Below are 24,138 nucleotides of genomic sequence, written 5' to 3' on the forward strand. Positions count from 1 at the left end.
ATTAGTGATTAAGGATTCTGCCTGCACAATGTATTGGTCTGCACTTCATCGATCGGTATAAAATAAATGATCCTGTTGGCATCCCATTTAACGATCATATTGGCATAACCGGCGGGCGTGGCAGACAGGTTAATATCAGACTCTTTCAGGCCAGGCAGGTGATAGCCCCAGTACGTGCGGTTCATGTCGCGTTTGTTGCGGTATACGTCAAAATTGCGGTGCCCTTCAAAGGCCAGTTCTATGCGCCTTTCCTTCAGTACAATATCCAGCGCGGTTTTACCGGCGGGTAGTGTACGGTTGTACAAGGCATTTTGCAGACCGCGGTTGCTTCGGATTATATCAACGTTATCCAGCGCTTCGGCTGTATTGCCTTTTTTGGCGGCCGCTTCCGCTTTGTTCAGGTACATTTCTGCCAGGCGAAAAAGGATAGGAGAGCTGAGTGTAGGGCTGCCTCCCTGGAAGGAGAATTTGGTAATATAATAGGTTTCAATACCGTTCTTTTTCTGGATAACCCCGTTGCCGTCTTTCAGCGGCACTATATAGGACCAGCGAACATCTTCCGGATGTTCAGACATGGTATCGCGCAGGGACTGCGATGCAAATTCTTCTCCCCAGCCGGAGTTGCCGTCTGAATACAGCATAGAGGCAATGGACCCGGCTTTACCGTAATCGTCCGCCGCAGTCATCGCCACGCAGAAAATGGTTTCCTTACCAGCCATGGCATTGGCGAACAGTTGCGGGAATGTTTGCGCTGTTTCCAGGGAGAAACGGTTGGAGGCGATCACTTTATCTGCATAAAATGCAGTGCTGTCATTATCTCCTTTGTAGAGGTAGGCCCTTGATAACAGTGCCCAGGCGGCTTCCTTAGAACCGAATTGCACGCCACGTGGACGGTTCATCAATTCTGCGCCTTTCTGTGCGTCTGCTATTATGGAGGCATATACCTCTGCAACGGTGGATCTTCCTTTTAATGCTTCATCGCTGGTGGAAGTACGCAGCAGGATGCCGTCTGCACCGGCGTCCTGTGTATATGGTCTTGCAAACAGGCGCATCAGGCTGAAATGGCAGAATGCGCGCAGGAAGTAACATTCTCCGAGCAACTGTTTCACGTTATCGTCAGGATTGGCAATCTTCTCCGCAGATTCTATAACGGTATTGGCATCGTTGATGATCTTGTAGGAGATATACCAGAAGTAACGGCTGTTGGTCTGGGTAGCAGTATGATCCAGCGAGAAGCTGTAATACAGCGGATCAGTGGTAGTTTGCGCGCAGACAATATCATCTGAAGCAAAATCACTAAGCTGAAAATACTGGCGCAGGTACATGTTATTACCGTCTACCGTTCCATTGAAGGATACGTGATCCTTAAAAAGGGCATAGGCGCCGTTCAATGCCTGCTGTAAGCCCTGTGTGGTGCCGGTGAGCTGACCGGTGTTCAACGCATCGCTGGGATTTACATCTTTCAGACAGCCGGCCATCAGCAGCGGTAAACAAAGTATGATGAGAAGGTATCTTGTACGCATGATCGTAAATTTTATCAGAACCGGAGGTTCACATTTAACAGGTACTGGCGGTTATTGGGATACTTGAAGTCGGACACGCCCGGCATGATATAACTGCCTGTAGCAATTGTGGTAGACGGGTCCTGGCCCAGGAATTTCGTGAACGTATGCACATTATCGGCAGATAGCGAGATCGTTACATCATCCAGGTGCAGGCGGTTCACCCACAGCTTTGGCAGGGAATAGCCCAGCGTGATATTGCGGATGGCGAAGAAGCTGCCGTCTTTCAGGAAACGGGTGGAGGTTTCTGTGGCGTTGGCGGCGTTCTGCGGACTAGGCTCTGTGGCATTGTCTCCGGGCTTTGTCCAGGTGCTGTAACCATCCGGCAGTACAATCTGGTTGTAGTAGGGTTCTATCCCGTCGTTCATTACAAAGCGCAATGCATTGCTGAACACTTTGTTACCGGAAATGAAATAAGCGTTCGCGCTCAGGGAAAGGTTTTTGTACTTCCACTGGGAGTTGATGCCGCCCTGGAATTTTGGCAGGGCAGAACCTACTTCCTGGTAGGTGGCGCTGGAATAATCGGAGGTGGCTTCGCGGGAGATGATCTTGCCATCTGCATCGCGGTTTACCTTTTCCCACTGGGGCGCACCGGTTTCGGCATTTACGCCCAGCCATCTGGGCATATAGAATTCATACAGGTTACCATCGTTACGGTAGATCTGCGAAATACTCCAGGTAGGCTGTGTGCGGATAATATCGCTGGGCAGTTTTCGCAGCTTGTTTGAATTGAAGTTGATGTTAAAATCGGTATTCCATTCAAAATCCCGCGTTTTGATATTGATGCTGCTTACCGCTATCTCAATACCCTTGTTCACAATTTCACCTGCATTTTCCCAACGCTGTTCAAAGCCGATGGAGAGAGGCTGGGATACCTGCAGCAGCAGGTTTTTAGTGGTGTTATTATACGCGTCTACCGTGAGGTTGATGCGTTTAAAGATGCCGAGGTCTACGCCCACATTGACCTGGTGTTTACTTTCCCAGGTAAGGTCCGGACTGGGTAGCTGCAGCGGTACGGCTGCCGTACCGCCGTTGTATTGGCTGTTAAGTGCGTAAAGGCCCAGGTAGCGGGAAGAGCCGATATCCTGCGTGCCGGTAACGCCATAACTTACACGCAGTTTCAGGTTATCTACTAGGCGGCTTTGTTGCAGGAAAGCTTCATTGCTTATCAGCCAGGCAGCGGATATGGCAGGGAAGGAGCCATAGCGGTTAGAGCGGGGAAAATTGGTGGAACCATCTACGCGGTAAGAACCGGTAAGGAAGTACTTCTCCTTGTAACCATAGCTTACCTGGGAGATGAGTGACTGCAGGATGGCCTGGTCGTCATAGCCATTTACCAGCTGGGTATTGGATACTACATTCAGCACTTTCAGTCCTTCCGGCAGTCCTTTACCGGAGGCGCCTACCACTTCTGTTTTGCTGTTCTCTATGGCAATACCTGCCAGGCCATTGAGGCTGTGATCTCCAAAACGGAAATTGAATTTCAGCAGGTCGTTGGAGATAATGCCATAGTTCAGAGTGCCGAGCTCATTGAGGAAGCCGGTATTGTTGTATAGTCCGGCTACCACGGGAGAGTAGTAGTCCTTTGCTTTGTTGTAGTTCACCGCGCCGCGGTTGTTGCTTGAAAACGAAAGCCAGTCGGTGATCTGTACATTCAGGTTCAGGTCATAATTGGCATTAAAGCTTTTGTAGGGATGGTTGGAGTTCTGGATGGTATGTATGGGGTTGGTCTTATCCCTTGACCACCATTTGGCGGTGGTATTGCCGTCTACATATACCGGCTGGCCGTTGGCGTCATACGGATTATCCCAGGGCATGTTCAGGTATGCGTAGAAAACGTCTTCGTAGTTGAAGCTTTTACCCGTGGCGGCGCTGATGTTGATATTATTGGTCACGCTTACGCTTTTGGTGAAGTGATGCGTGGCATTGGCGCGAAGGTTCACACGCTGAAAACTGGTATTAAGAAAAGTGCCTTTTTCGTGATAATAGGAAATGCTGGTATAGTATTCCGTCTTTTCATTGCCGCCGCTCGCAGACAGGAAGATGTTCTGCATAGGTGCGGTGCGGAACATGGTAGTAAGCCAGTTGTAGTTTTGGTTACGTAGTTCGCGGGGACGTTCATCATAAAATTTCAGCAGGTCAATCTTGTAGGAGTTGTCATTACCTCCGGGGATGTAGTCGCGGTAGAACTCTTTGTGGCGTTCGTATAGCTGGCTGCCGTTCATCATGGTCATCTTCCCGTAGTCTGGTTTACGGAAGCCGGTAGTGATCTTTGTTTCGAAGCGGGTTTTACCACCGCGGCCCCTCTTGGTAGTGACAATGATCACGCCTGCATTGGCCTGCGAGCCATACATGGCGGTGGCGCCGGCATCTTTCAGTACGGTGATGTTCTCAACATCATTCGGGTCAAAATTGCCGCCGATAATGCCATCTACCACGTATAGCGGTGTTTGGGAAGCGTTCACAGAAGAAACGCCCCTGAGGCGTATCTCTGCCTGGCTGCCTGGTACGCCGGAGCTGTTGATCACCTGCAGGCCGGCTACCTTGCCCTGGAGCATGGAGCCCACATCGTTGGTGGTCACGTCTTTCAGCTTTTCCGAAGAAACAACGCTGACGGCGCTGGTGAGCGCTGCCTTCTTTTTATCACTGTAACCCACTACTACTATCTCATTAAAGTTGCGGGTATCTTCCTGGAGGGTAATGAAGGCCACTTTACCAGCTGGTATCGGCGTTTCACTGGTTACATAGCCGATATTACTGATCACCAGGGTACCGCCGGCAGGGACATCTTTGAGCTGGAACTGGCCTTGTTCATTGGTTTGCGTACCCCTGGCAGTATTTTTTACCATTACGGTAGCGCCGGGCAGCGGGATATTACCGGCGCCTGTTACGGTACCGGTAACGGTAATGAGGGTATCGGCAAAATGCTGTGGGGGCGCGTTGGTTGTTGGAATGCGCCTGATCACGAAGCTGCTGCCTTCCAGCGAGTAGGTGAGCTGTTGCTGTTTGAGGCATTGTTCAAGTACTTCCTGTACGGTAGCATCTTTCACTTTGATGGAAACAGGCCGGGCGCCGGCCAGTACTTTTTCGGAGTACACGATAGACACGCCGGTTTGTGTGATGATCTCCGCGAACACTTTCTGCAGTGGCATCTGTTTAACGGACAAGGTTACCCGCTGCGAGTAGGCCGCTGCACTCACCTGCAGGCAGGAGATCAGGAGGAGGAATGCGGTTCCTTTGATCTGCATAAGGATCTTTCTTTTAAGGTCCCGGTCTGTAAGGACGCGGTAAATTTTGGTTGACGGCCCGCGCCAATAGCGGGCCAATGCATGACAAATGAATTGCATACTTTTGTGATGTTTGGTAAGTGATTGATCTCAGCGATTTATTCTGTTGCCAGACATTCGCCGGGTTCCGATGGCAGTCGGGCCCGGTATTTTTTTTGGTTGATCGATTGATTAAGTCCATGGTCGATGGCCCATGTCATTATCTTAATATAACGTGTTGTGTGTTACACGCTATCTGCTATGGACTATCCCCCTCTTAAGGCAGTACTAAAACTTTTCTTCCTTCTATCTTAAAATGATTAAATCCGTTGGCTTCCAGCAGGTTCAGCACACCGGAAAGCTGCAGGCTGCGGGAGATTCCGCCACCATACAGTTCATTGCTGGGCGTCACAGTATAAACAATATCCACATCATACCAGCGGGCCACTTCCCGGAGAATGGCCGTAAGCGTCATGTTGTTGAACACGAACAAACCGTTCTTCCAGGCGATGATCTTCTGGATATCCGCCTCCTGCACGGTTAGTGTGTGCTGATCCGTGCTCAGAACGCCCTGCTGTCCGGGTTTCAGTAAACGGGTATTGCCGCCTGCCTTTACCTGCACCGCTCCTTCTACCAGCGTAGTATTTACGGAAGCTTCATCACCATAGGCCATAATATCGAAGCCGGTGCCCAGCACCTGTACTTCCATGGTATTGACCTTCACTTTAAAGGGCTGTGCCGCGTTTTGCGCAACCTCAAAATAACCCTGCCCCTGCAGCTCCACGCTTCTGTCTTTGTCACTAAAGACAGTAGGATAGCGGAGAGAGGAGGCAGAATTCAGCCATACTTTGGTGCCATCGGGCAGGGTAAGCCTGAACTGCCCGCCCCGTGGGGTGCTCAAAGTATGATAGTGCACATGACCGTCGGTCTTGCCTTCGTTGTACACCAGTTGCCCGTTTCGGCGGGAGATACTGGTATTACCGGCATTGATTACCTGCTGCCCTGCACTGTCCAGCGTGATGGTGGTGCCATCGGCCAGTGTTAACAACGCCTTATTAGTACCGGGCGTTATAACAGGACCCGCCTGTTGCGCCATCGGTATTGCCGTTTCAGGACTGGCGTCAGGCCGTAGCCAGAGCAATACAAATGTGGCAACAGCCACTAATACCGCTGCAGCCGCTGCATAACGCAGAGGGAAGACGCGTTTACGTTGCAATGGTGCCGGGGAAACAATGTTCCGGTATACACTATCATGGTCTACTTCGGGGAGCACTTCTGTGGACGGGAGATCACGGTAGAAGTCTTCCATAAATTCGTGGAGGGTGCTTTCATCCGGCGTTTCTGCGATGTATGCAAACAATTCTTCCAGCTCCTGCCGGGTGCAGGTGCTGCTGGTGTAGCGTTGCAAAAGGTATCTTATCCTGGAAGTATCTTGTGGCATCATGGCATTGCTTGTATAAATAAAGACGAATGGAAATAAAGATAGGACCGCGAAAAATGGAAATATTTTTATTTGTGTATTGTCAGCTGGAACAGCAGGGCAAGCAGGAGGGAGTGCTGCGACAGATAATGCCGGATATGTTTCAGGGTTTCTACCAGCAGGTTCTTGACACGGCTTTTGGACAGCCTTAGTTGCCGGCCGATCTCCTCATGGCTGAGCCCCTGCTGGCGGCTCAGCTGAAAGATAGCCTGTTTCTGGGGAGACAGCTGGGTAAGCGCCTGCTGGATAAGGGCTTTACTTTCCCTGGCGTCCAGCTGCAGCTCCAGGTCGTTGGAGATCTCGGAGATGTTGGCCCAGACCTGGTCAATCAGCCTTTGCTGGAGGGATACCTTGCGCAGGTGGTCCAGGGTTTTGTTACGGGCGATAATAAAAATGTAGTTACCCACATGAGTGATCTCCGGCAGCTCACACCTGCCCGTCCACAAGCGCAGGAAGGTTTCCTGAAGGATGTCTTCCGCATCAATGGCAGAATGCGTCATGTGATAGGCAAAAGCCAGCACGCGCCTGCTATGCCGGGCGTATAGCTCACGGAAAGCAGGTTCATCTCCTTCCTTTAATTTTTTCAGTAGATCGTGGTCTGTTATTATTACAGGCATCTAACCCAATTTTAGGGAATTTCCGGGGCTAAAAAAAGGGAAATCCTAAAAATCTGTATTTACCTGTTCAATAGCTGATGATCTCTTAACGACGCTTTAATTGTTTTAAGCACAAAGTTTGAAATGGTCCTGTTCAGGACTACCTTGGTACCGATCCACAGCAGAAATTTATTAAACCCGGAGATGTTGACAGCTTTGATCACCAGGGCCTGTACCCGCTGTTTTATCATCGGTTTGAAACGTTCAATATCCGCTTCTTTCAGCACCGGCCAGTTACTGCCGTTGGAAAAGGTAGGGACGGGAAAGTCATTTGTGGGAGGGGTAAAGATGGGGATGATCTGGATCGCGCCGTCCTTTGCTTTGAACGGAGTCAGATCCATACCCGCATAACCGTTCCTGAAAATGAGGTTGTTTTCCAGAGCGCTTGCCGGGACGGTGAAATAATTACGCAGGAAGATCTCACAATTGAACCTGCCCAGGAAATAGTCATGTACCCTGAAAGATTTATCCAGGAAGCCACTGAAGCCGCCCAGGGCGCCGCAGGCAATGGCCATATCACCAGCAATATCTTCTGTAGTGCCATCAGGAGCGGTTCTTCTGCGGGAAGGGGCGATCAGCAGCTGGCCAAACTTCCTCGGATCCATGGCTTCATGCAGCACCTGGGGTTTGGCGCGCATCTGGGACAGCATGGCGCTGAAGGTGGCGCCCATCACTTTAAACAGACCGGTATCCGGCGTAAATTCCCTGGGTTTGCTACTGGGAAAGGGATCTATCATCACAATAATGCTTTGGGCCTTATCAGGGTCCTGGTAGTCGGCATATTCGTGCTGCCCGGTTTTTTCCTTCAGTATATCCCTCACCTTTTCAAAAGGCTCATTGTTGATAATGCCGCCGTCTACATTCAGTGTTTCCCATGGCTCTTTTGTGATAGGGAAGGGGGTAGTGATGTTCATACACCAGGGAATGTTATTGACGTTCAAAGCGGTGCGCTTTATTTTTCGGGACTGCAGCCCGACCGGGAAGGCCCCCGTAGCCATCGCCGCATCCCTGGCAATATCTGTATTGATGTTCTGTTTAAAGTCCAGGTGGATCCATCCGTTTTCCGGTTTATCCACCCCATTTAGTTTAAAGCATGCATAATCGTTATGAATACACATGTAGTACTTGTCAGCAGGTGTATTGGTACTGAAACCGATGTTATAGCCAAACCCTTCGAGGTTGGTAAGGGTGGTAAATACTTTCAGTTCGGGGTCAATGAAAGCGGGACGTTGGGCCCCCTGCTGGTCTGTTTTTAAGGCTTTGTCGGCCACCTGGTCAATGAAGGAGGAATTGAGGAGGGAAACGATGCCATTGCCGTTAATATCATCCGAATTAAGCAGGTGTGGGAACATGTCCCGGTCTGTAAGGTCTACCCATGAGTGATAGAGCTTGTTCTCCGGATGTTCCGCCATAATATCCGTACCCGGGTACACCGGTTTGATGCCATTGGACAGGGCCGCTACGGTGATGATGGCGGTCATACCTCCGGCAGAGGCGCCGCCTATAACGGGGATCACTACGTTGTGTGACGGGGTGCCGGGCTCGTTCCTGTCTTTTCTGTCCTGCCATTGCTGCAGGGCTTCTATCAGGTAGTCCATTACACCGGCGGTGTAGGCTCCGGCGGATACTGCGCCGGCCATGCAGAGACCGAGATAAAATGTATTATCCGGGGTGGTGGTTTGTTGTGGTTCCATAATAAACATTGGGGTTGGAGTTAATTGGCGCATTACTTAACATTGATAGCACTCCCGGTAATAACTAAGGTAAATAAATTTTTTATATTCAGGTGATTGGATCCAGCGCTGCCGGGCAGGGAAGACGCCTGGATATAAATTATTTTTCGTACATTTACCTATATGGTAGTTACACTACATACAATGAAGCCTTCCACGGCCCTTATCCGGTATTTTATAGCCGGTGTAAGGAACTGCTATATCTGCTCTTTTACAGAGTTTTATCCTTTTTGCCGCAAGCTATATTATTTCTCCACATTTAAGGCGTTTGGAGCCATTGCCGCCTAAATCCAGGGGTGGGTATTTCCCCCCTATACATTACAAGCAATCTATCAACTTTTAAGCATCGTACTATGTTGCCAAATCCGTATAAGGGTTCGGCCGGCAGTGTGATGGTCTGTCTGAGTATACTGCTCAATGCAATTGTGCTGAGGGCCGGGCTGATCACAGGCGGAACAGGGTACCGGTTATTGCCGGTGACCGCCACGCTGTTGCTGGCCTCATTGATTGCACTGCTCTGGAAGAAGCAGTGAACTATACTGTCACGTAAAAATTATCAGATATGAAAACAAAAGAACTGAACCCGGTGGTGATCACCCGGGAAGACTATGAAATGCTTAAGCCATTAATCGAAAGAAGGGCGGACAAGCTGGAGGAAATGTCGTTGGGACATGAACTGAGCCGGGCTATTGTCGTGAATAAAGATGCATTGCCGCCGTTCACCGTACGACTGAACTCAAAGGTCACGGTACTGAACCAGGAAACGCAGCGAGTAATGGAATTTACAATTGTGATGCCTGAACAGGCAGACATGGGTCAAAAGAAAGTATCCATCCTGAGTCCGATGGGCACCGCCCTCATAGGCTTCAGAAAGGGGGAGGAAGTGCTGTGGCAGGTACCCGCCGGCTTAAAACGCTTCCGGATACTGGATGTGGTGAACTAACCGCAAAAGGAAGCTTACGTGATGCCAGGGGCTGCTGTTAAAGACGGCGGCCTTTGGCATTTTAATATTATACATTCTTTAACATACAGGATGCAGTACCAGGGAAGGTATATGAAATTGATGGGTAAATTTAAGGCGGAGTTTCAACCCTCAATACCTTAACATGCTGTTTAAATATTTACCCTTACTTCCGGGTGCTTGCCCGTTTCCTCTGATCAGCCACGCACAGACTGTGGCGCTGAAAGAAGTGATGATCGCTGTCAAAGCCCCTGTAAAGCTGATCAAAGCCGCGATCCGGAAGATTCCCGGCAATTATATCGGTCAGCCGTACCAGGTAAGGGGCTTCTACCGGAACGTCACCAACAGGGATCAGGATTACATGCAGCTATCAGAAGCGGTATTTGACATCTGCAGTGGTGGTTATACAGATGAAGGCAACGCCAATCTATACCTGCAGCGCGTGAGATCGGTTAAAGATGAACAGGCTTCACATGGATTGGACCTTGGGTTAAAGCCATCCAACTTGTTTGACTATGATGTGGTAAAGGAAATTTCCGGCAACCAGATTTTCAATAAACATGGCCTGCGCGATCATCGTTTTATGATCAAAGGCATTGTAGCATACAAGGATATCCCAGCTTATGTACGATAGCGCTGAACCTTTCTACCATATCAGCAATACCCTGGGAGCGGGCGGCCTTATCTCTACTGCCGCAGACCTGCAGCGGTGGAACGAGGCGCTATCCACTAATGTCCTGCTTGATCAGGCGTAAATGGCAGAAATGTTCCAGCCACGGACCGCTTATACAGACTGGCACGTATTTTATGGATATGGGTGGATGACAGACCAGGGCATGTTCAAAGTGTCGAAAGCTTTGCATGTGGTCCATTATCATCCCGGTACAGACCTTGGCTTCTATTCGATGTTTGCAAGGCCAGGCAGATAAGGGTAATGTAGTGATACTGCTCAGCAATACCGGCGATTTTCCGCGCTTTGAGCTGACAGATATGATATTGACGGAGCTGAACCAGGCTGAGGTTTAAAAAATAATGTATTAATTTACCGCGAATAAAGAAACCGCGTTATGACCATTCAGAACAAGCCATTCACCTGGCTTTTTGCTTTATTATTCATAGTCGCCATCTCTATACTCGGAATTCAGTTACGCGCTATCCATAATGCCGCCGGCACCTTATCAAGGGTAAAGGTAGAGGGCGGTTATATATCCGGTACATTCAACGCAACAGACGATGTGTATATTTTTAAAGGTATTCCCTTTGCCGCGCCACCGGTGGGCGACCTGCGCTGGCGGGCGCCAGGCCCGGTGAAGCCATGGAGCGGCGTGAGAAAGTGTGAGACTTTCGGGCCCAGTCCCATGCAGCGCAAACCGGCGCCATTTAGTATGTGGTCTTCCGAATTCCTCATCCCCGGGGAGCCGATCAGCGAAGATTGCCTGTACCTGAATGTATGGACAGGAGCGCGGACATCGCAGGAAAAACGACCCGTACTGGTATGGATATACGGTGGCGGTTTTGTAAGCGGTGGCAGTGCGGTGCCTATTTATGACGGGGAGGCGATGGCAAAGAAGGGCGTTGTATTTGTAAGTATCAACTACCGGGTAGGGATATTCGGTTTCTTTGCGCATCCGCAACTTACCACGCAATCCGGCCGCCGTGCTTCTGGCAACTATGGCCTCATGGACCAGATAGCTGCATTGAAATGGGTGCAGCACAATATTGCCGCATTTGGCGGAGATCCTAAAAATGTAACGATTGCCGGACAATCTGCCGGCTCCATGAGCGTGAACTGCCTGGTGGCCTCACCGCTGGCAAAAGGATTGTTTCACCGTGCCATTGCGGAAAGTGGCGCTGGGTTCATTAACCGGACCGTGGGCCTGCAGAAGGCAGAAGCAGAAGGTATAAAAGTGATGCGCAGCCTTGGTCTTACAGCGATTAATGATCTGCGAGCCTTGCCGGTAGAAGAGCTGATGAAGCTTAAACCCGATCATATGGCGCCTATCATTGACGGATACGTATTACCGGACGCAATTCCCAATATTTTCAAAGAAGGTAAAGCAAATAAAGTAGACCTGCTTACAGGGTGGAATGAAGAGGAAGGGCTGACACTGGGGCCGATCAGGAAGGCACAGGATTTTCAGCAGGAAGCAGCAGGCAAATACGGTCCAGATCTTTCTTCTTTTCTGCAATATTACCCCGCCGGCAATGATACGCAGGCTGCCGTGTCGCAATTAAAGCTGGCCCGGGATATTATCTTTGGTGTTCAGAACTATACATGGGCCAACGTGCAGAGCGAATTTGGAGGGAAGACCTATGTTTACCGGTTTATACACCGCCCGCCCGCTACCGGAGCGTATACGAAATATGGTGCCTTTCATACTGCAGAAGTGCCCTATGCCTTCAACAATCTGCAATTTGTAAACAGGCCCTGGAAAGAAGAGGATCGCTCGCTGGCGGAGATCATGTCTTCCTATTGGGCCAACTTTGCACGAACGGGCAATCCTAACTGGAAAGGGCTGCCGGTATGGGAGGTGTACAAAAAAGGAGATAAGAGGATTATGCTGCTCGGAAAGGAGCCGAAAATGGGAAGACTGGAGGATGAAGGGGCATTGGAGTTTATGAGCAAAAGGATGGCTGGAAATTAATGTAATTAATATTTTTGCCGGAAATCAACCGACCGCATGGCAACCATTGATGACTTCAACGAACTGGATATACGTGTAGGCAAAATACTGGCCGTAGACGATTTCCCGCAGGCAAAAAAACCTGCCTATAAGCTGACAATTGACCTGGGAGACGAGATCGGTATCAAAAGATCATCCGCCCAGATCACAGAGAATTATATGAAAGAAGATCTCGTAGGGGTACTGGTACTCTGCGTGGTGAACTTCCCACCCCGGCAGATAGGGCCTTTTATATCTGAGGTGCTGACCCTGGGTGTGCCCGACCAGCATGACAAAGTAGTGCTGATAAAGCCGGAAAGAGGGGTGCCGGTAGGGGGAAGATTATATTAAAGCCGCCATTCGTCCAAAAACCAATGCAGGTCTCACAATTTCCTGTATATTCACCCGCCGATAAATAACGTATAATAATTTTTTATAACAATAATGGGGAAATACCTGCTGGCTTCAGCATTGCTGACTGTTACAACTATCGCCACCGTTCAGGGGCAAACTGCTTTATCTGTAAAAGATTATGAACGCGCCGAGCGCATGTTAGACTACAAAACCGATCCGCTGGTACACAATACCTGGACCCGGATGAACTGGTTACCAGACAAGCGTGTCTGGTATCGTGTAGTAAGCGCCAAAGGAAGCGAGTTCATTCTGGTAAATCCGGCCAAAGGAAGCCGGTCTGCGGCCTTTGACCAGCAAAAGCTGGCAGCTGCCCTGTCAATGGCAAGCGGCAAATACTACAGCGCTCACGCCCTGCCCTTCACGACTTTCAATTACACGGCCGACGGAAAGGCCATTCTATTCACCGTAGCCGGTCAACGCTGGAAATGTGAGTTGGGCAGCTATGTATGCGTTGCAGACAACAGCACTACCGCGCTCCCGAACCATACTACCCGGTTAAGTGCCAGAAGAGACCCTGCCAAAGAGGTTACAGAAGTGATCTCTCCCAACGGCCAATATGCTGCTTTCCTGAAAGCGGATAACCTGTGGGTGCGCGAAACGGCAACCGGCGAGTTAATACAGCTCACCACAGATGGTATCAAAGATTTTGGCTATTCCACCGATAATGCCGGATGGAGCCATAGCAACAAACCAGTGTTAAGCTGGTCGCCCGATTCCAGAAAGATCGCTACTTTCAAACAGGACCAGCGCCATGTGAAAGATATGTACCTGGTGACCACCAATGTGGGCAGTCCCGCATTGCAGGCCTGGAAATACCCCCTTCCCGGAGATTCCGCTGTGGCGATGATCCACCGGGTGATCATCGATGTGGAAGCGCGCAAGGTGATAAATATACAGGCGCCGCCTGACCCGCATCGAGCAACACTGAGCGATGATGTCTCCAGTTCGGGATCTTTTGACGATGTAAACTGGAGTGATGATAATACTCAGCTGGCATTTGTTTCTACCTCCCGCGATCATAAGCAGGAAAAGCTGCGCATCGCAGATGCTGCAACCGGCGCAGTACGCGAGGTGCTGGAAGAAACCGTGGCCACACAATATGAATCCGGCCAGGGCGCAATCAACTGGCGTTACCTGAAAAATTCCAATGAGATCATCTGGTATTCTGAACGCGACAACTGGGGGCATCTCTACCTCTATGACGCCACTACCGGAAAGCTTAAGAACCAGATCACCAGTGGAGAATGGGTGGTAACCAGCCTGCTGCATGTAGACGAGAAGAGCCGTACGTTGTACTTCATGACTACCGGCCGTGAATCCGGCAATCCCTACTTCAGGCATCTCTGTAAAATACAGTTTGACGGAAAAGGGCTGATAGACCTGACGCCTGAAACGGGTAACCACCAGGTGCTCCTGTCGCCCTTCAACGATCACTTCATTGACATCTATTCCCAACCGGATGTTCCGCCGGTGACGGTGCTGCGTAAAATGGACGGGAAGATAGCCGTGAACCTGGAAAAGGCCGATATTTCAAAACTGGTTGCCAGTGGATGGCAGGCGCCTAAAACATTTTCTGTAAAAGCACATGACGGCAAAACCGACATTTATGGTTTGCTGTTCACTCCCAAAGATCTTGATCCGAAGAAAAAATATCCCATTATAGATTATATCTATCCCGGCCCGCAGGGAGGCAGCATAGGCAGTAGCAGCAGCGCCTGGTCTTTTGCCCCTTCCAGGCTGGATCACCAGGCCCTGGCTGAATTAGGGTTTGTGGTGGTGTTGATAGAAGGCACGAGCAACCCGCTGCGATCCAAAAGCTTCCATGATATGAGCTATGGCAATATGGCTGAAAATACACTGCCCGACCAGATCGCCGGTATTCGTCAGCTTGCACAGCAATACAGCTATATGGACACTACACGCATCGGCATCTGGGGCCACTCTGGCGGGGGCTTTGCTACCGCGGCGGCGATGTTCCGTTACCCGGATTTCTTTAAAGTAGGGATCTCCGAATCAGGCAACCATGACAACCGCAATTATGAAGATGATTGGGGAGAACGTTACAATGGCCTGGCCGGCGCATCTGATTATGCCGCACAGGCTAACCAGCTGTATGCAAAAAACCTGAAAGGAAAACTGATGCTGGCGCATGGGTTGATGGACGATAATGTACCTCCCTATAATACCTGGCTGGTAGTGGAAGCGCTTGAAAATGCGAATAAAGATTATGACCTGGTGATTTTCCCATCTGCAAGACACAGCTTTTCAAAATTCAAGCCGTACATGATGCGGCGGCGCTGGGATTATTTTGTACGCCATTTACTGCAGGCAGAACCGCCGAAAGAGTATGAGCTGAAGGCAAAGCAGGAGACGGAAGGATAACAAACGTTTATTAAGTTATAAAGTAAACTCCCAACGCCGGCAGATGAACCGGCGTTGGGAGTTTTTTATTACTCGACCCTGCCAATACCAAACTGGTTACCGGCGCGTATGGCTTTGTTCCCATTGAACTGCACTTCCACCATTTTCTCACTGGCCACGCTGTTATTGGATTCATCCTGTAGAGTGAGCAGGATTTTACGGCTTTTTACATCGATCACCTCTCCGCTGGAAGGGTAAGCATATCTGCCATCCAGGCTGAAGAGGATCCATCCCGGCATATCCTGTACGGGGATGGTGGTGAGTTGCTGGTAAGGAGGTGTTGCGCTGAACACATGTATGCGCATGTTATGCCCGTCGCAAAGCCAAAGCTCTTTTTCATCGGGCGTTAGGCCAATACCATGGCTTGGGTTGCCATGCCGCCTTACCGGCCCCGCTTCCCAGCCTTGTACTTCTATATGGGCCAGTTTGTTGCCCTGTTTCAGATCGCCCACCTCAAAACCAAGGAGGCTGTCAACTGTTACATATACCAGTGTTTCTTTGCCATTGACCGTAAAGGGCCGCACATTGTTTGCAAAGGCGCCTACCTTGCCACTGATGGTATGGGTCTTTGCATCTGCTATATAAAGCCAGGGACTGGCAATATCATCTAGGTATACCAGTTTGCCGGTGTGGCTGTAGATAGTGTTGTGAGCCCGTTTATAGACGTCTATTTTTTTGATGATGTCACCGGTCTTGCAGTCCACCACGTTCCAGAAGCCTTTTTCCAGCGAAGGCAGGTACATGGTGAGACCGTCCGGCGAAATGGCCATCCGGTCGCAACCGCCTTCAAAAGGTTGCTCCCATACAACTTTCTCTGTAGTGAGGTCAATACGCTGCAGCGATTCCAGGGTGCTGATATAGATGCTGTTCAGCGGAATACTTACGGCAATGCCTTTCACATTGGAAGGTTTGCCATTAGGATGCAGGCCTTGTGTGCTGATTCTTTTTACAAAGCGATGATGATCATCCATATCAAACACAAGAAGACCGTGGCCGCCGAACCCGAGATAGTCGCGGATGCCCGGTGTGGCCACATACAGGTAGCGCTTCGTCTGCGCTCCGGCAGATAATGCAAAGCAAAGGAGGATAGCGGTCAGCATCAGCCTCCCTGCTTTGTGTCTTTTAAGCATCAGCAACGGATAGTTCATACGTGGATGGCATTGATGGTTATTGTATAAATACATCCTCACGGGTGAGGTCGTAGAACAGGTTTTGCAGCTGGTGCAAATGCACCAGTGGGCGCCCATACGGAACAAGTCCGGCGGGAGAGGAGGCGAGCGGTTGAAAAGCCTCCCCGGTTTCACGTATATAAATGCTGCTGTTATGGTTGTATTTGTAGGAGTAAGTATGTACGTCTTCTCCGTATTCTTTTTCTCCTGCCAGGAAACCGAATTGCAGCAGATGGTCTACTTCCAGCGTAACCGGGTGCACTTTTGAAAGGGGAAGTTTGCTCCTGGGCAAGCCTGAGTTGTACACGTGCCCTTCCAGTATTCCTTCAACCCTGAACACGGTCTCGATCATATTATAATCGTAGTACCATACCATATTGCCAATTCTCACATCAGTTTCTTCGATCATAATTACCAGGATTATGATGCAAGTATACCTAAAAAATCATCTAAATTTAGTAAATGACTGTACTATCATCGCAGCGGCATTTATTTGACATACCGCCTGATATTGCTTATTTTAATTGTGCCTATAACACTCCTCAGCTGAACGAGACCACCCGCCGTCTGGCATCCGGTATTAACGTAAAGAAACATCCCTGGGAGATCATGCCCGCAGACTATTTCACGGACGCAGAAACAGTCCGGCGTCTGGCTTCCGAAGTGCTGGGAGGATCTGCAGACGGATATGCGGTGATACCAGCCGCCAGTTACGGACTAAGCACTGCCGCCCGTGCAATAGAACCACAGCTGCAGGCCGGTGATGGCATCCTGGTAATGGAAGAAGAATTTCCCAGTAATGTACTGCCCTGGAGGCGGATTGCACAGGAAAAAGGCGTACAGATCGTAACGGTGCCGGTGCCCGATGATGGAGACTGGACCAGGGCGATACTGGAGCGCATCGATCGCCGCATTAAAGTAGCCTCCTTATCACCCTGCCACTGGACCAACGGCGCTTTTATCAACCTGGCCACAGTGAGGCGGGCATGCAATGCCAGCGGCACCATCTTAGTGGCAGATGCTACGCAGGCACTGGGGGCCATGCCGTTTTCCATAGAAGAAGTGCAGCCTGATTTCCTGGTTGCTGCAGGATATAAATGGCTGCTGTCTCCCTACGGTTTCGGGCTGATGTATGTAGCGGAACAATGGAGGGATGCGCGGCCGCTGGAAGAGTCCTGGCAGGCAAGAGAAAACGCAGCAGATTTTACCTCGCTGGTAAGATATTCTGACAATTACATGCCGGGCGCACGCCGTTTTGATGTTGGAGAAACGTGCCGGCCTACCATCCTGCCCGGGGTCATAGCAGCGCTGGAGCAGCTGCGCAGCTGGACCGTACCGTCTGTTGCCGCATCGCTGACCGTGATAAATGAAAAGATCGCTTCGCATCTTGAAATGCTGGGTTTTCAGCTACCGCCGGCGGCACAACGTTGTCCGCATATGTTCGGCGCAGCCATCCCCGCGCATTATAAAGGCCGGCTTGTTACTGAATTAAGGGATAGGAACATCTTTGTGAGCCAACGCGGCAGCGCCGTGCGTTTTGCGCCACACCTGTTCATTAATGCAGATGATATTGCGCGATTGCTGGAGGCATTGGATGATCTGGTAAGGGGAGCATAAAACCCCCTTTTTACAGGATTACTTTCCCGGGGCTTTTGACTTAAATTAGGCTTTGTTAATCTTTAAACCCGATCCTTTTATGAAAAAGAAAACCTCGCAGAAACTGCAACTTACGAAGATCAAGATCTCAAAGCTGAACAAAAGCAATCAACCCGTATTGGGAAACCGTACGCTGCCTACCACACAGTTCATTTCCTGTGGTCCTACGTACTGGGTTTGCTAAAGCGCCGGTCATTAAAGCACCAAAGAGCTTATTAAACGTGAAAGGGCAAAATTACTTTGCCCTTTCACGTTTTTATTGAGGAATGTGGGTCCTTGCCAGTTGACTGTATTTCAGCTGCTTTTTCATTTTCCTGTAAAGTGGTATTGCTGCTTTCCAGCTGCACCGGCTGAACAGCAACTGCATAGTCATTGGGCTTTATTTCGGAACTGAACATGATTGCATAACATTTGGTGAATTCTGCTCCCGAATAAAGGACGACAGAAGAGAAGAAGATCCACAAGAGCAGCACCACCAGCGAACCAGCTGTGCCGTAAGCGCTGCCAACATCGCTGCGGCCAATGTAGAAGGTGATGAGAAATTTGCCCGCCATAAACAGCAGCGCAGTGAAGAGTGCGCCGGCCATTACGTCTTTCCAGCGGATCCTGGCATCCGGCAGTACTTTGAAGATAATGGCAAACAGGAACCAGATGATCAGAAAGGTCAGCCCCAGGTTGAGCACATAAAATAAGGATATGGTCACATCCGGGAACAGCTGTTTGAGCCGGTCCATAAACCCTTCCATCAGGGCGTTGATCAGCAGGGATACCAGCAGTAGGAAAGCCAGGCCCACCACCAGCGAGAAGGATAGCAGCCGGCTGATCAGGAATTTGAGGAAGCCCTGTTTGGGTTTCACCTTTAGTTTCCAGATGATGTTAATGGATTCCTGTATTTCGGAGAAAACAGTGGTAGCGCCGATGAACAGTGTAACAAACCCTACTACGGTGGTAACAGTATTACTGCTGTCAATAGAAGCGTTTTTGATCACCTCCTGTATCTGGATAGCAGCCTTGCCGCCTACGAGGTCCTGTATCTGGGAGTAAAGCCGCCCCTGGATAGCCTCCCTGCCCCAGAAGATATCAGCCAGGAAAAGGATGACGATCATCATGGGCCCCAGAGAGAAGATCGTGTAATAAGCCAGGGCAGCGCTCAGTTTGGGCACATTGTCTTTACCGAATCCTTTAAAGGTTTGCTTCAATACTGTCCAGAACGCTTTTGGCGTAAATCGTTTCATACCATATTAAACTATCTGCAGCTGAGGTACCAAAAGCGGGCCAACTGCTACAGCCGTTCAATAAGAAAAGGGCTTCACCAATGCCGGTGAAGCCCCTTTCTTCATAAGTATTGTTTTGCTACGCTAATTTCAATTCTTGTTTTCTGCCTGTTTTACAAGCAGCATAGATGGCATCAATGATCTTCAGGTCTTTTACACCTTCTTCTCCGTCAACCGGTACAATGGGTTGTTTTCCTTCGAGGATGATGCCTGCCATTTCATCCATCTGTACGGTTTGGTGGGTCATGTGGGGTTGCGTTAATTCTCCTTTGTGAGTGCGGCCTTTAATAGGCCCGTAACCGGTAGAAGGCTGCATTTCCGCAAAGCCTTTCTCTCCGTTGAGGAAGAAACGGTCCAGGTTATTCATGTTATAGGTGGAAAGGCAGGAAGCTACTGCACCGCTGGGGAAGCCCAGCTGGAACTGGATGGTCTCATCTACTCCTTCCTTAAACTTTACCTTGTCAGTTTTGGTTTCCTGCGCCGTTACCCAGATGGGATCTTCGCCTACCATATAGCGGGAGCCGTTAATTGCATAGATGCCGATATCCATCATTGCGCCGCCGCCTGCCAGCTGCCTGTTCAGGCGCCATTGAGTAGGATCGCCGATCCTGAAACCACATTGTCCCTGGAAGAATAATACTTTTCCGAACTCGCCATTTTTACGCATGCGGATCACTTCCAGTGTTTTGGGCTCGAAGTGCATGCGATAGCCCACCAGTAATTTCACTTTATTGTGCCTGCAGGCATCTACCATTTCCTGGCCTTCCCTGGCGTTCACAGCCATAGGCTTCTCGCATATTACGTGCTTACCCGCTTTGGCCACACGGATCACCTGATCGTGATGCAGGGCGTTCGGAGTGATTACATACACGGCATCTATATCAGGATTGTCTTTGATGCGGTCAAAGTTCTCGTAATTGTAGCAGTTCTTTTCCGGAATATTGTACTTGGCCTGCCAGGCAGTGATTTTGGCGGGTGTACCGCTGATAACGCCCACCAGTTTGGCGCGTTTGCAGGATTGCATGGCTTCTGCCACCCTTGTGCCATAGCTGCCGAGTCCCATGATCGCTACACGCAGTACCTGTCCTTCATAGGTGGCAGATAAAATGCTACGTCTGCTGGCAGCGCTGATCAGTGGCATAAAAGGCATGGCCGCTGCAGAGACAGCCAATTTTTGTAGAAAGTCACGACGTGAATTCATAAATAAAGGTTCTGGATCTTAAGATAATAACTTTCTGCTAAGTGTTGCTATAGTTTTCCGCTCACTAAAAAGATAGTAGCTAAATATACGCAAATTCCCCTTATTCCCGGAGCCGCAGGAGCTGGGGGAATGGTTCTCTCAATTAGTAATCATTCATCTGCCGCAGATACTTATTAAAATATTTAATATATTTACTGCATTATTGATTGGGACATATATACCTGTGAAAGTAAAGTGTATCCCCTTAAAACAAACAACAAACACATGAACCAGAAACCATCTGCGGCTTTTGTCGCTACTTCCTGGGTTGCCCTTGGTGCCGGCATGATCGGCTATTTAATCGGACTTTGGAGAGCTGAAATGCAACTGAATGAAAAAGGTTATTATTTCGCTGTGCTGATGTACGGCCTGTTTTCTGTAGTATCCCTGCAGAAGAGTGTAAGAGATAAACTGGAAGGCGTGCCTGTAACGGAGATCTACTATGGGTTGAGCTGGTTCTCTACGATCCTTTGCATTGTATTGCTGACAGTAGGCCTGTGGAATGCCACCCTGCTGCCCAGTGAAAAAGGCTTTTATGCATTTGCCTTTTTGCTCGCGCTTTTCGGAGCAGTTGCCGTGCAGAAGAATACAAGGGATACGCAGTCTGCGCTGAAGAAAGAGGCGTAAGGGTAAAAGCAATCGCACAAATTACACACGGGTCTTCATCCCATGTCAGTGCGAGGTCCTGATGGGCTTTGTGTGGAGGGGGGCCGAAGCAATCTTCTTTTAAGTGATATACTGGTAATTTCGTTTAATGCTTACCGTCTGTTGCATAAAAGAAGATTGCTTCGTCGCGCCACGCTCTTAGCTCCGCTGCGCTCCGCAATGACGGAGGATGGAAGCCCTACTTAACTCCACCAACCTACCGCGCTTCAAAAGGAGCAGCCGGCAAGCCCTCCTTGTTATATAAATTGGCTCCTTCAGGATTATTAGCCCAGGCATACCTTACCGCCAGCGGCTGCGTAATATTTTTATTCCATACTATCACTTCCTTACCTCTTATCATTGCATCTGCTCTAACAAATTTTCCATCTTTCCCCGCGATGGAAAAATGTTGTAAAGGTTTATCACCTGCAGCTAAAAGACCGCTGCCTGTATTGGTGAAGGTAATCACCATACTATCCCCCTTTATTTTCATAGACTGGTAGAGTGGTCCTGACGCCACTACCTTATCATCATTATATGCTAGCCGCATGGCCTGCAGGGCCAGTCGTGTACCTACATCTTTCTTGTTTAACGGATGTATGTCATTCCATTCGCCAAGGTCAATAGTAACAGCCATGGCCGTACGTGGTACAGACAAGGTATTGAACTGTTGTTGCCTGAGCTCCGCCCAGTCACTTTCTGTAGCGGTGCTATCGGGCTCCATGAAGTTGGCCAGCTGCACAAAGAGAAAAGGAAAATCACCTTGTTTCCACCTGCTGCGCCAGTCTTTAATGAGTGTACTGAACAGGCTTTGGTATTCCCCGGGTTTTGATGTATTAGACTCTCCCTGGTACCAAATGGCGCCTTTGATGGAATAGTTGAGCAGCGGTGCGATCATCGCATTGAACAGGCCTGCTGCTTTCCACCTGACAAAGGTTTGCGCCGGCAGTGAATCCATAGTGGCGCCCATCTGGTATTTCCAGGCGCCGGAGAGGTCTATTTGTTGGTCGCCGCTAAAGAGAGTGTAGGGCTTATCCGGTACAAAACCTCCTTTTCCTGCAGTATTGATCACGCGTACAGCGATAAGGTTTTTACCTTCTTTGAGTAAACCGGCGGGCACGTCATATTTCCTCGGAGGATACTGGTACCCGGTGGTGCCTACAAACACACCATTGATGTATACGGAATCTGCATCTACTATTCTGCCCAGCCAGAGGCGGGCCGCTTGTCCGGCCATTGCGGCAGGTACATTAATCGTTTTTCTGAACCATGCAGCGCCGTTAAGGAAAGCCTTATCAGACCAGTATCCGGGGACGGAGTATGGCTGCCAGGCCGCATCGTTAAACAACGGGCTTTCCCAGTGATGTTTTAAACCTTCATCCCGGCTGTTCAGTAAATTATACCAGTTGGCCCTTGTAATGCTGTCTTTCGTTTCTATGCGGGTAATCAGCTTGCCGTCTTTGAATTGCTGCACCTCACTGTAGTAAGCAGGGAATTTCTTCAGCGCTTCCTCACTGATCCAGGCCTGTACAGGGGAGCCGCCAAGTGCTGCATTGATCAGGCCTATTGGTATTTCGTATTTTTCAAACAACTCATTGGCAAAGAAAAGAGCGACGGCGGAGAAACCGGCGATATGCCGGCCTGTGGCAGGCAACCAGCCGCCGTTATCTACATCCACGGCGGCCTGGTTGAAGTCATATTTATCTGGCACCAGGAATTGCCGTATGCGGTCATTACCCCTGCCGGCAATAACTTCGGGGTATTTGTCTTTCAGCCGGTCCATGCTCAGTTCCATATTGGACTGGCCGGAGCAGAGCCATACGTCGCCGAAAAGAATGTTGTTGATTTCTATTCGGTTGCTGGCCGAAAATATCATGTTATAAGGACCGCCAGCCCGCTGGGGTGGAAGCTGTATGTGCCAGTTGCCATTCCTGTCTGCAGAAGTGGTATAATCTTTCTGTAGAAAGCTGAGGCTTACTTTCTCACCGGGAGCGGCCCATCCCCAGATCTTAACTTCGCTGTCACGCTGCAGGACCATGCCATTGCTGATCAGCCTGGGAAGCCTTATCTGCGCATTGCTGAAAGGTAATAACAGGCATAATGAAAAAATTAAGGTGGTAATTTTCTTCATCGGGAGTGTTTTTTGCCGGTAAAACAATGTACAAAAAAATCTCAACCGTTTTGTTTTATCTTCGGGCTCGTATGAAGCGTATACTTTTATTGTTATTGATCGCATCCTGCGCTTTTTCCTGTGTAAATCCTGCTGCAGAACAGGAAGCCGCCAACAAGGATAGCATTGTATTGAATGAACCTTCACCCGAAGCAACGTCAGATTTTAGAACGCTGGATACGTCGCTGAGCTTTGCGGGGCTTTGGGTAAATGAAACGTATATCGACAACATCCGCAAAACAAGATCTCCCCGCCAGTCGCAGGATGTAATGGAAAGCTGTATTACCATTCCATCCCGTACCTTACAAGTAACCCGTATGGTGGAAGGTTTTCATGAAGGGGCGGAGGATGTGGTAGTGGTAAAGGACCGTAACAGCTATAAGCTGTATGATGCAAACCTCAACACTTTACAGAAAGAGCTGGGACTGATCTCTCCAACGCGTTTGAAGATAGGGGATCAGTTCTTCAGCCGCATCTCTCATCACGATACTACGCTCACTGATCTGGGCATACTTGAAGAACTGCTGTTCAGCGGTCGCTACGAGCTGGAGAACGGAAAGGAGGTTATATTTACATCAGACGGCCGCATACAGGGCCTGGATGGCTTTGAGCGTTATGATCCGCTGATTGATTATACTACCAGTCCGCTCGGCAATTTTGATCTGGTGAATATGGGGCCCGGCAAAGGTAAAGATTACGGTTACCGCTTCAAAGGCGATACCTTACAGATCTTCGGTACTATCTGCGCTACGCCAGGTGAAGACAGCAACTTCTGCGATTCTCTCGTACAAGGCACTATGCTTTACAAGCTGGTACGTAAACAATAAG

General features: G+C 49.6%; 22 protein-coding genes. 12 read left to right on the top strand and 10 right to left on the bottom strand.

From position 1 onward, the window contains the following. Positions 1–8: 8 nt before the first annotated feature. The 5 genes from Q0577_RS03570 to Q0577_RS03590 all read right to left on the bottom strand — a co-directional run bounded on the left by Q0577_RS03570 (position 9) and on the right by Q0577_RS03590 (position 8,658). Entirely contained in the window at positions 9–1,523 is a 1,515-nt protein-coding gene (locus Q0577_RS03570; protein ID WP_298732881.1) for a RagB/SusD family nutrient uptake outer membrane protein, read from the bottom strand. A 14-nt stretch (positions 1,524–1,537) separates the two neighbouring features. Next, positions 1,538–4,810, bottom strand: a complete 3,273-nt coding sequence (locus Q0577_RS03575; RefSeq protein ID WP_298732883.1) for a TonB-dependent receptor — start codon at positions 4,808–4,810, stop codon at positions 1,538–1,540. 295 nt (positions 4,811–5,105) lie between these two features. Then, positions 5,106–6,272: a FecR family protein gene (locus Q0577_RS03580; protein WP_298732885.1), complete on the bottom strand. Its 1,167-nt coding sequence runs from the start codon at positions 6,270–6,272 to the stop codon at positions 5,106–5,108. 65 nt (positions 6,273–6,337) lie between these two features. Beyond that, positions 6,338–6,925, bottom strand: coding sequence for a sigma-70 family RNA polymerase sigma factor (locus tag Q0577_RS03585; protein WP_298732887.1), 588 nt, complete (start codon positions 6,923–6,925; stop codon positions 6,338–6,340). A 59-nt stretch (positions 6,926–6,984) separates the two neighbouring features. Next, entirely contained in the window at positions 6,985–8,658 is a 1,674-nt protein-coding gene (locus tag Q0577_RS03590; protein WP_298732889.1) for a patatin-like phospholipase family protein, read from the bottom strand. A 392-nt stretch (positions 8,659–9,050) separates the two neighbouring features. Here Q0577_RS03590 and Q0577_RS03595 point away from each other — a divergent pair, with 392 nt between their 5' ends. The 8 genes from Q0577_RS03595 to Q0577_RS03630 all read left to right on the top strand — a co-directional run bounded on the left by Q0577_RS03595 (position 9,051) and on the right by Q0577_RS03630 (position 15,117). Then, positions 9,051–9,230: a hypothetical protein gene (locus Q0577_RS03595; protein WP_298732891.1), complete on the top strand. Its 180-nt coding sequence runs from the start codon at positions 9,051–9,053 to the stop codon at positions 9,228–9,230. 29 nt (positions 9,231–9,259) lie between these two features. Beyond that, positions 9,260–9,640, top strand: a complete 381-nt coding sequence (locus tag Q0577_RS03600; RefSeq protein WP_298732893.1) for a GreA/GreB family elongation factor — start codon at positions 9,260–9,262, stop codon at positions 9,638–9,640. A gap of 232 nt (positions 9,641–9,872) precedes the next feature. Further along, on the top strand, positions 9,873–10,292 hold the full coding sequence (locus tag Q0577_RS03605) for a hypothetical protein (RefSeq protein ID WP_298732894.1): 420 nt from the start codon (positions 9,873–9,875) through the stop codon (positions 10,290–10,292). Further along, a complete protein-coding gene (locus Q0577_RS03610; RefSeq protein WP_298732896.1) occupies positions 10,282–10,413 on the top strand; it encodes a hypothetical protein in 132 nt (43 codons plus the stop codon). Before Q0577_RS03605 ends, Q0577_RS03610 begins: the two co-directional genes overlap by 11 nt. Before the next feature lie 106 nt (positions 10,414–10,519). Beyond that, positions 10,520–10,684 carry a hypothetical protein gene (locus tag Q0577_RS03615; protein ID WP_298732898.1) on the top strand — a complete coding sequence of 55 codons (165 nt, stop codon included), beginning with the start codon at positions 10,520–10,522 and terminating at the stop codon, positions 10,682–10,684. A 41-nt stretch (positions 10,685–10,725) separates the two neighbouring features. Continuing rightward, on the top strand, positions 10,726–12,303 hold the full coding sequence (locus Q0577_RS03620) for a carboxylesterase family protein (RefSeq protein ID WP_298732900.1): 1,578 nt from the start codon (positions 10,726–10,728) through the stop codon (positions 12,301–12,303). A gap of 36 nt (positions 12,304–12,339) precedes the next feature. After that, a complete protein-coding gene (locus Q0577_RS03625; protein WP_298732902.1) occupies positions 12,340–12,672 on the top strand; it encodes a tRNA-binding protein in 333 nt (110 codons plus the stop codon). Positions 12,673–12,765: 93 nt separating this feature from the next. After that, on the top strand, positions 12,766–15,117 hold the full coding sequence (locus Q0577_RS03630; RefSeq protein WP_298732904.1) for a S9 family peptidase: 2,352 nt from the start codon (positions 12,766–12,768) through the stop codon (positions 15,115–15,117). Positions 15,118–15,185: 68 nt separating this feature from the next. On the opposite strand, the gene Q0577_RS03635 is transcribed toward Q0577_RS03630, so the two are convergent. Continuing rightward, positions 15,186–16,304 (bottom strand): hypothetical protein, encoded by a 1,119-nt coding sequence (locus Q0577_RS03635; RefSeq protein WP_298732905.1) that lies wholly within the window; start codon positions 16,302–16,304, stop codon positions 15,186–15,188. A 19-nt stretch (positions 16,305–16,323) separates the two neighbouring features. Beyond that, positions 16,324–16,734 carry a hypothetical protein gene (locus Q0577_RS03640; RefSeq protein ID WP_298732907.1) on the bottom strand — a complete coding sequence of 137 codons (411 nt, stop codon included), beginning with the start codon at positions 16,732–16,734 and terminating at the stop codon, positions 16,324–16,326. Positions 16,735–16,787: 53 nt separating this feature from the next. Between Q0577_RS03640 and Q0577_RS03645 the strand changes: the two genes are divergently transcribed. Together Q0577_RS03645 and Q0577_RS03650 are read left to right on the top strand one after the other, a co-directional pair. Further along, positions 16,788–17,942: an aminotransferase class V-fold PLP-dependent enzyme gene (locus tag Q0577_RS03645; RefSeq protein WP_298732909.1), complete on the top strand. Its 1,155-nt coding sequence runs from the start codon at positions 16,788–16,790 to the stop codon at positions 17,940–17,942. A 79-nt stretch (positions 17,943–18,021) separates the two neighbouring features. After that, complete coding sequence (locus Q0577_RS03650) at positions 18,022–18,165, top strand: hypothetical protein (protein ID WP_298732911.1); 144 nt, start codon at positions 18,022–18,024, stop codon at positions 18,163–18,165. 64 nt (positions 18,166–18,229) lie between these two features. Here Q0577_RS03650 and Q0577_RS03655 read toward each other — a convergent pair whose 3' ends face one another. After that, positions 18,230–19,216 (bottom strand): YihY/virulence factor BrkB family protein, encoded by a 987-nt coding sequence (locus Q0577_RS03655; protein ID WP_298732912.1) that lies wholly within the window; start codon positions 19,214–19,216, stop codon positions 18,230–18,232. Between the two features lie 118 nt (positions 19,217–19,334). After that, the gene (locus tag Q0577_RS03660; RefSeq protein ID WP_298732914.1) at positions 19,335–20,456 is read right to left on the bottom strand and encodes a Gfo/Idh/MocA family oxidoreductase; all 1,122 of its coding nucleotides are present in this window, start codon (positions 20,454–20,456) and stop codon (positions 19,335–19,337) included. Between the two features lie 264 nt (positions 20,457–20,720). On the opposite strand from Q0577_RS03660, the gene yiaA reads away from it, so the two are divergent. Beyond that, positions 20,721–21,122, top strand: coding sequence for an inner membrane protein YiaA (gene yiaA / locus Q0577_RS03665; RefSeq protein WP_298732916.1), 402 nt, complete (start codon positions 20,721–20,723; stop codon positions 21,120–21,122). A 235-nt stretch (positions 21,123–21,357) separates the two neighbouring features. Here yiaA and Q0577_RS03670 read toward each other — a convergent pair whose 3' ends face one another. Further along, positions 21,358–23,271, bottom strand: coding sequence for a sialate O-acetylesterase (locus tag Q0577_RS03670; RefSeq protein WP_298732918.1), 1,914 nt, complete (start codon positions 23,269–23,271; stop codon positions 21,358–21,360). 71 nt (positions 23,272–23,342) lie between these two features. Here Q0577_RS03670 and Q0577_RS03675 point away from each other — a divergent pair, with 71 nt between their 5' ends. Continuing rightward, positions 23,343–24,137 carry a hypothetical protein gene (locus tag Q0577_RS03675; protein ID WP_298732920.1) on the top strand — a complete coding sequence of 265 codons (795 nt, stop codon included), beginning with the start codon at positions 23,343–23,345 and terminating at the stop codon, positions 24,135–24,137. The last annotated feature ends 1 nt before the right edge of the window (position 24,138 follow it).

The organism is uncultured Chitinophaga sp., from assembly GCF_937898475.1.
GTDB lineage: Bacteria > Bacteroidota > Bacteroidia > Chitinophagales > Chitinophagaceae > Chitinophaga.

Coding starts and splice junctions, on each gene's coding strand:
- Q0577_RS03570 (WP_298732881.1), bottom strand. CDS start 1,523: ATGCGTACAAGATACCTTCTCATCATACTTTGTTTACCGCTGCTGATG.
- Q0577_RS03575 (WP_298732883.1), bottom strand. CDS start 4,810: ATGCAGATCAAAGGAACCGCATTCCTCCTCCTGATCTCCTGCCTGCAG.
- Q0577_RS03580 (WP_298732885.1), bottom strand. CDS start 6,272: ATGATGCCACAAGATACTTCCAGGATAAGATACCTTTTGCAACGCTAC.
- Q0577_RS03585 (WP_298732887.1), bottom strand. CDS start 6,925: ATGCCTGTAATAATAACAGACCACGATCTACTGAAAAAATTAAAGGAA.
- Q0577_RS03590 (WP_298732889.1), bottom strand. CDS start 8,658: ATGGAACCACAACAAACCACCACCCCGGATAATACATTTTATCTCGGT.
- Q0577_RS03595 (WP_298732891.1), top strand. CDS start 9,051: ATGTTGCCAAATCCGTATAAGGGTTCGGCCGGCAGTGTGATGGTCTGT.
- Q0577_RS03600 (WP_298732893.1), top strand. CDS start 9,260: ATGAAAACAAAAGAACTGAACCCGGTGGTGATCACCCGGGAAGACTAT.
- Q0577_RS03610 (WP_298732896.1), top strand. CDS start 10,282: ATGTACGATAGCGCTGAACCTTTCTACCATATCAGCAATACCCTGGGA.
- Q0577_RS03615 (WP_298732898.1), top strand. CDS start 10,520: ATGTGGTCCATTATCATCCCGGTACAGACCTTGGCTTCTATTCGATGT.
- Q0577_RS03620 (WP_298732900.1), top strand. CDS start 10,726: ATGACCATTCAGAACAAGCCATTCACCTGGCTTTTTGCTTTATTATTC.
- Q0577_RS03625 (WP_298732902.1), top strand. CDS start 12,340: ATGGCAACCATTGATGACTTCAACGAACTGGATATACGTGTAGGCAAA.
- Q0577_RS03630 (WP_298732904.1), top strand. CDS start 12,766: ATGGGGAAATACCTGCTGGCTTCAGCATTGCTGACTGTTACAACTATC.
- Q0577_RS03635 (WP_298732905.1), bottom strand. CDS start 16,304: ATGAACTATCCGTTGCTGATGCTTAAAAGACACAAAGCAGGGAGGCTG.
- Q0577_RS03640 (WP_298732907.1), bottom strand. CDS start 16,734: ATGATCGAAGAAACTGATGTGAGAATTGGCAATATGGTATGGTACTAC.
- Q0577_RS03645 (WP_298732909.1), top strand. CDS start 16,788: ATGACTGTACTATCATCGCAGCGGCATTTATTTGACATACCGCCTGAT.
- Q0577_RS03650 (WP_298732911.1), top strand. CDS start 18,022: ATGAAAAAGAAAACCTCGCAGAAACTGCAACTTACGAAGATCAAGATC.
- Q0577_RS03655 (WP_298732912.1), bottom strand. CDS start 19,216: ATGAAACGATTTACGCCAAAAGCGTTCTGGACAGTATTGAAGCAAACC.
- Q0577_RS03660 (WP_298732914.1), bottom strand. CDS start 20,456: ATGAATTCACGTCGTGACTTTCTACAAAAATTGGCTGTCTCTGCAGCG.
- yiaA (WP_298732916.1), top strand. CDS start 20,721: ATGAACCAGAAACCATCTGCGGCTTTTGTCGCTACTTCCTGGGTTGCC.
- Q0577_RS03670 (WP_298732918.1), bottom strand. CDS start 23,271: ATGAAGAAAATTACCACCTTAATTTTTTCATTATGCCTGTTATTACCT.
- Q0577_RS03675 (WP_298732920.1), top strand. CDS start 23,343: ATGAAGCGTATACTTTTATTGTTATTGATCGCATCCTGCGCTTTTTCC.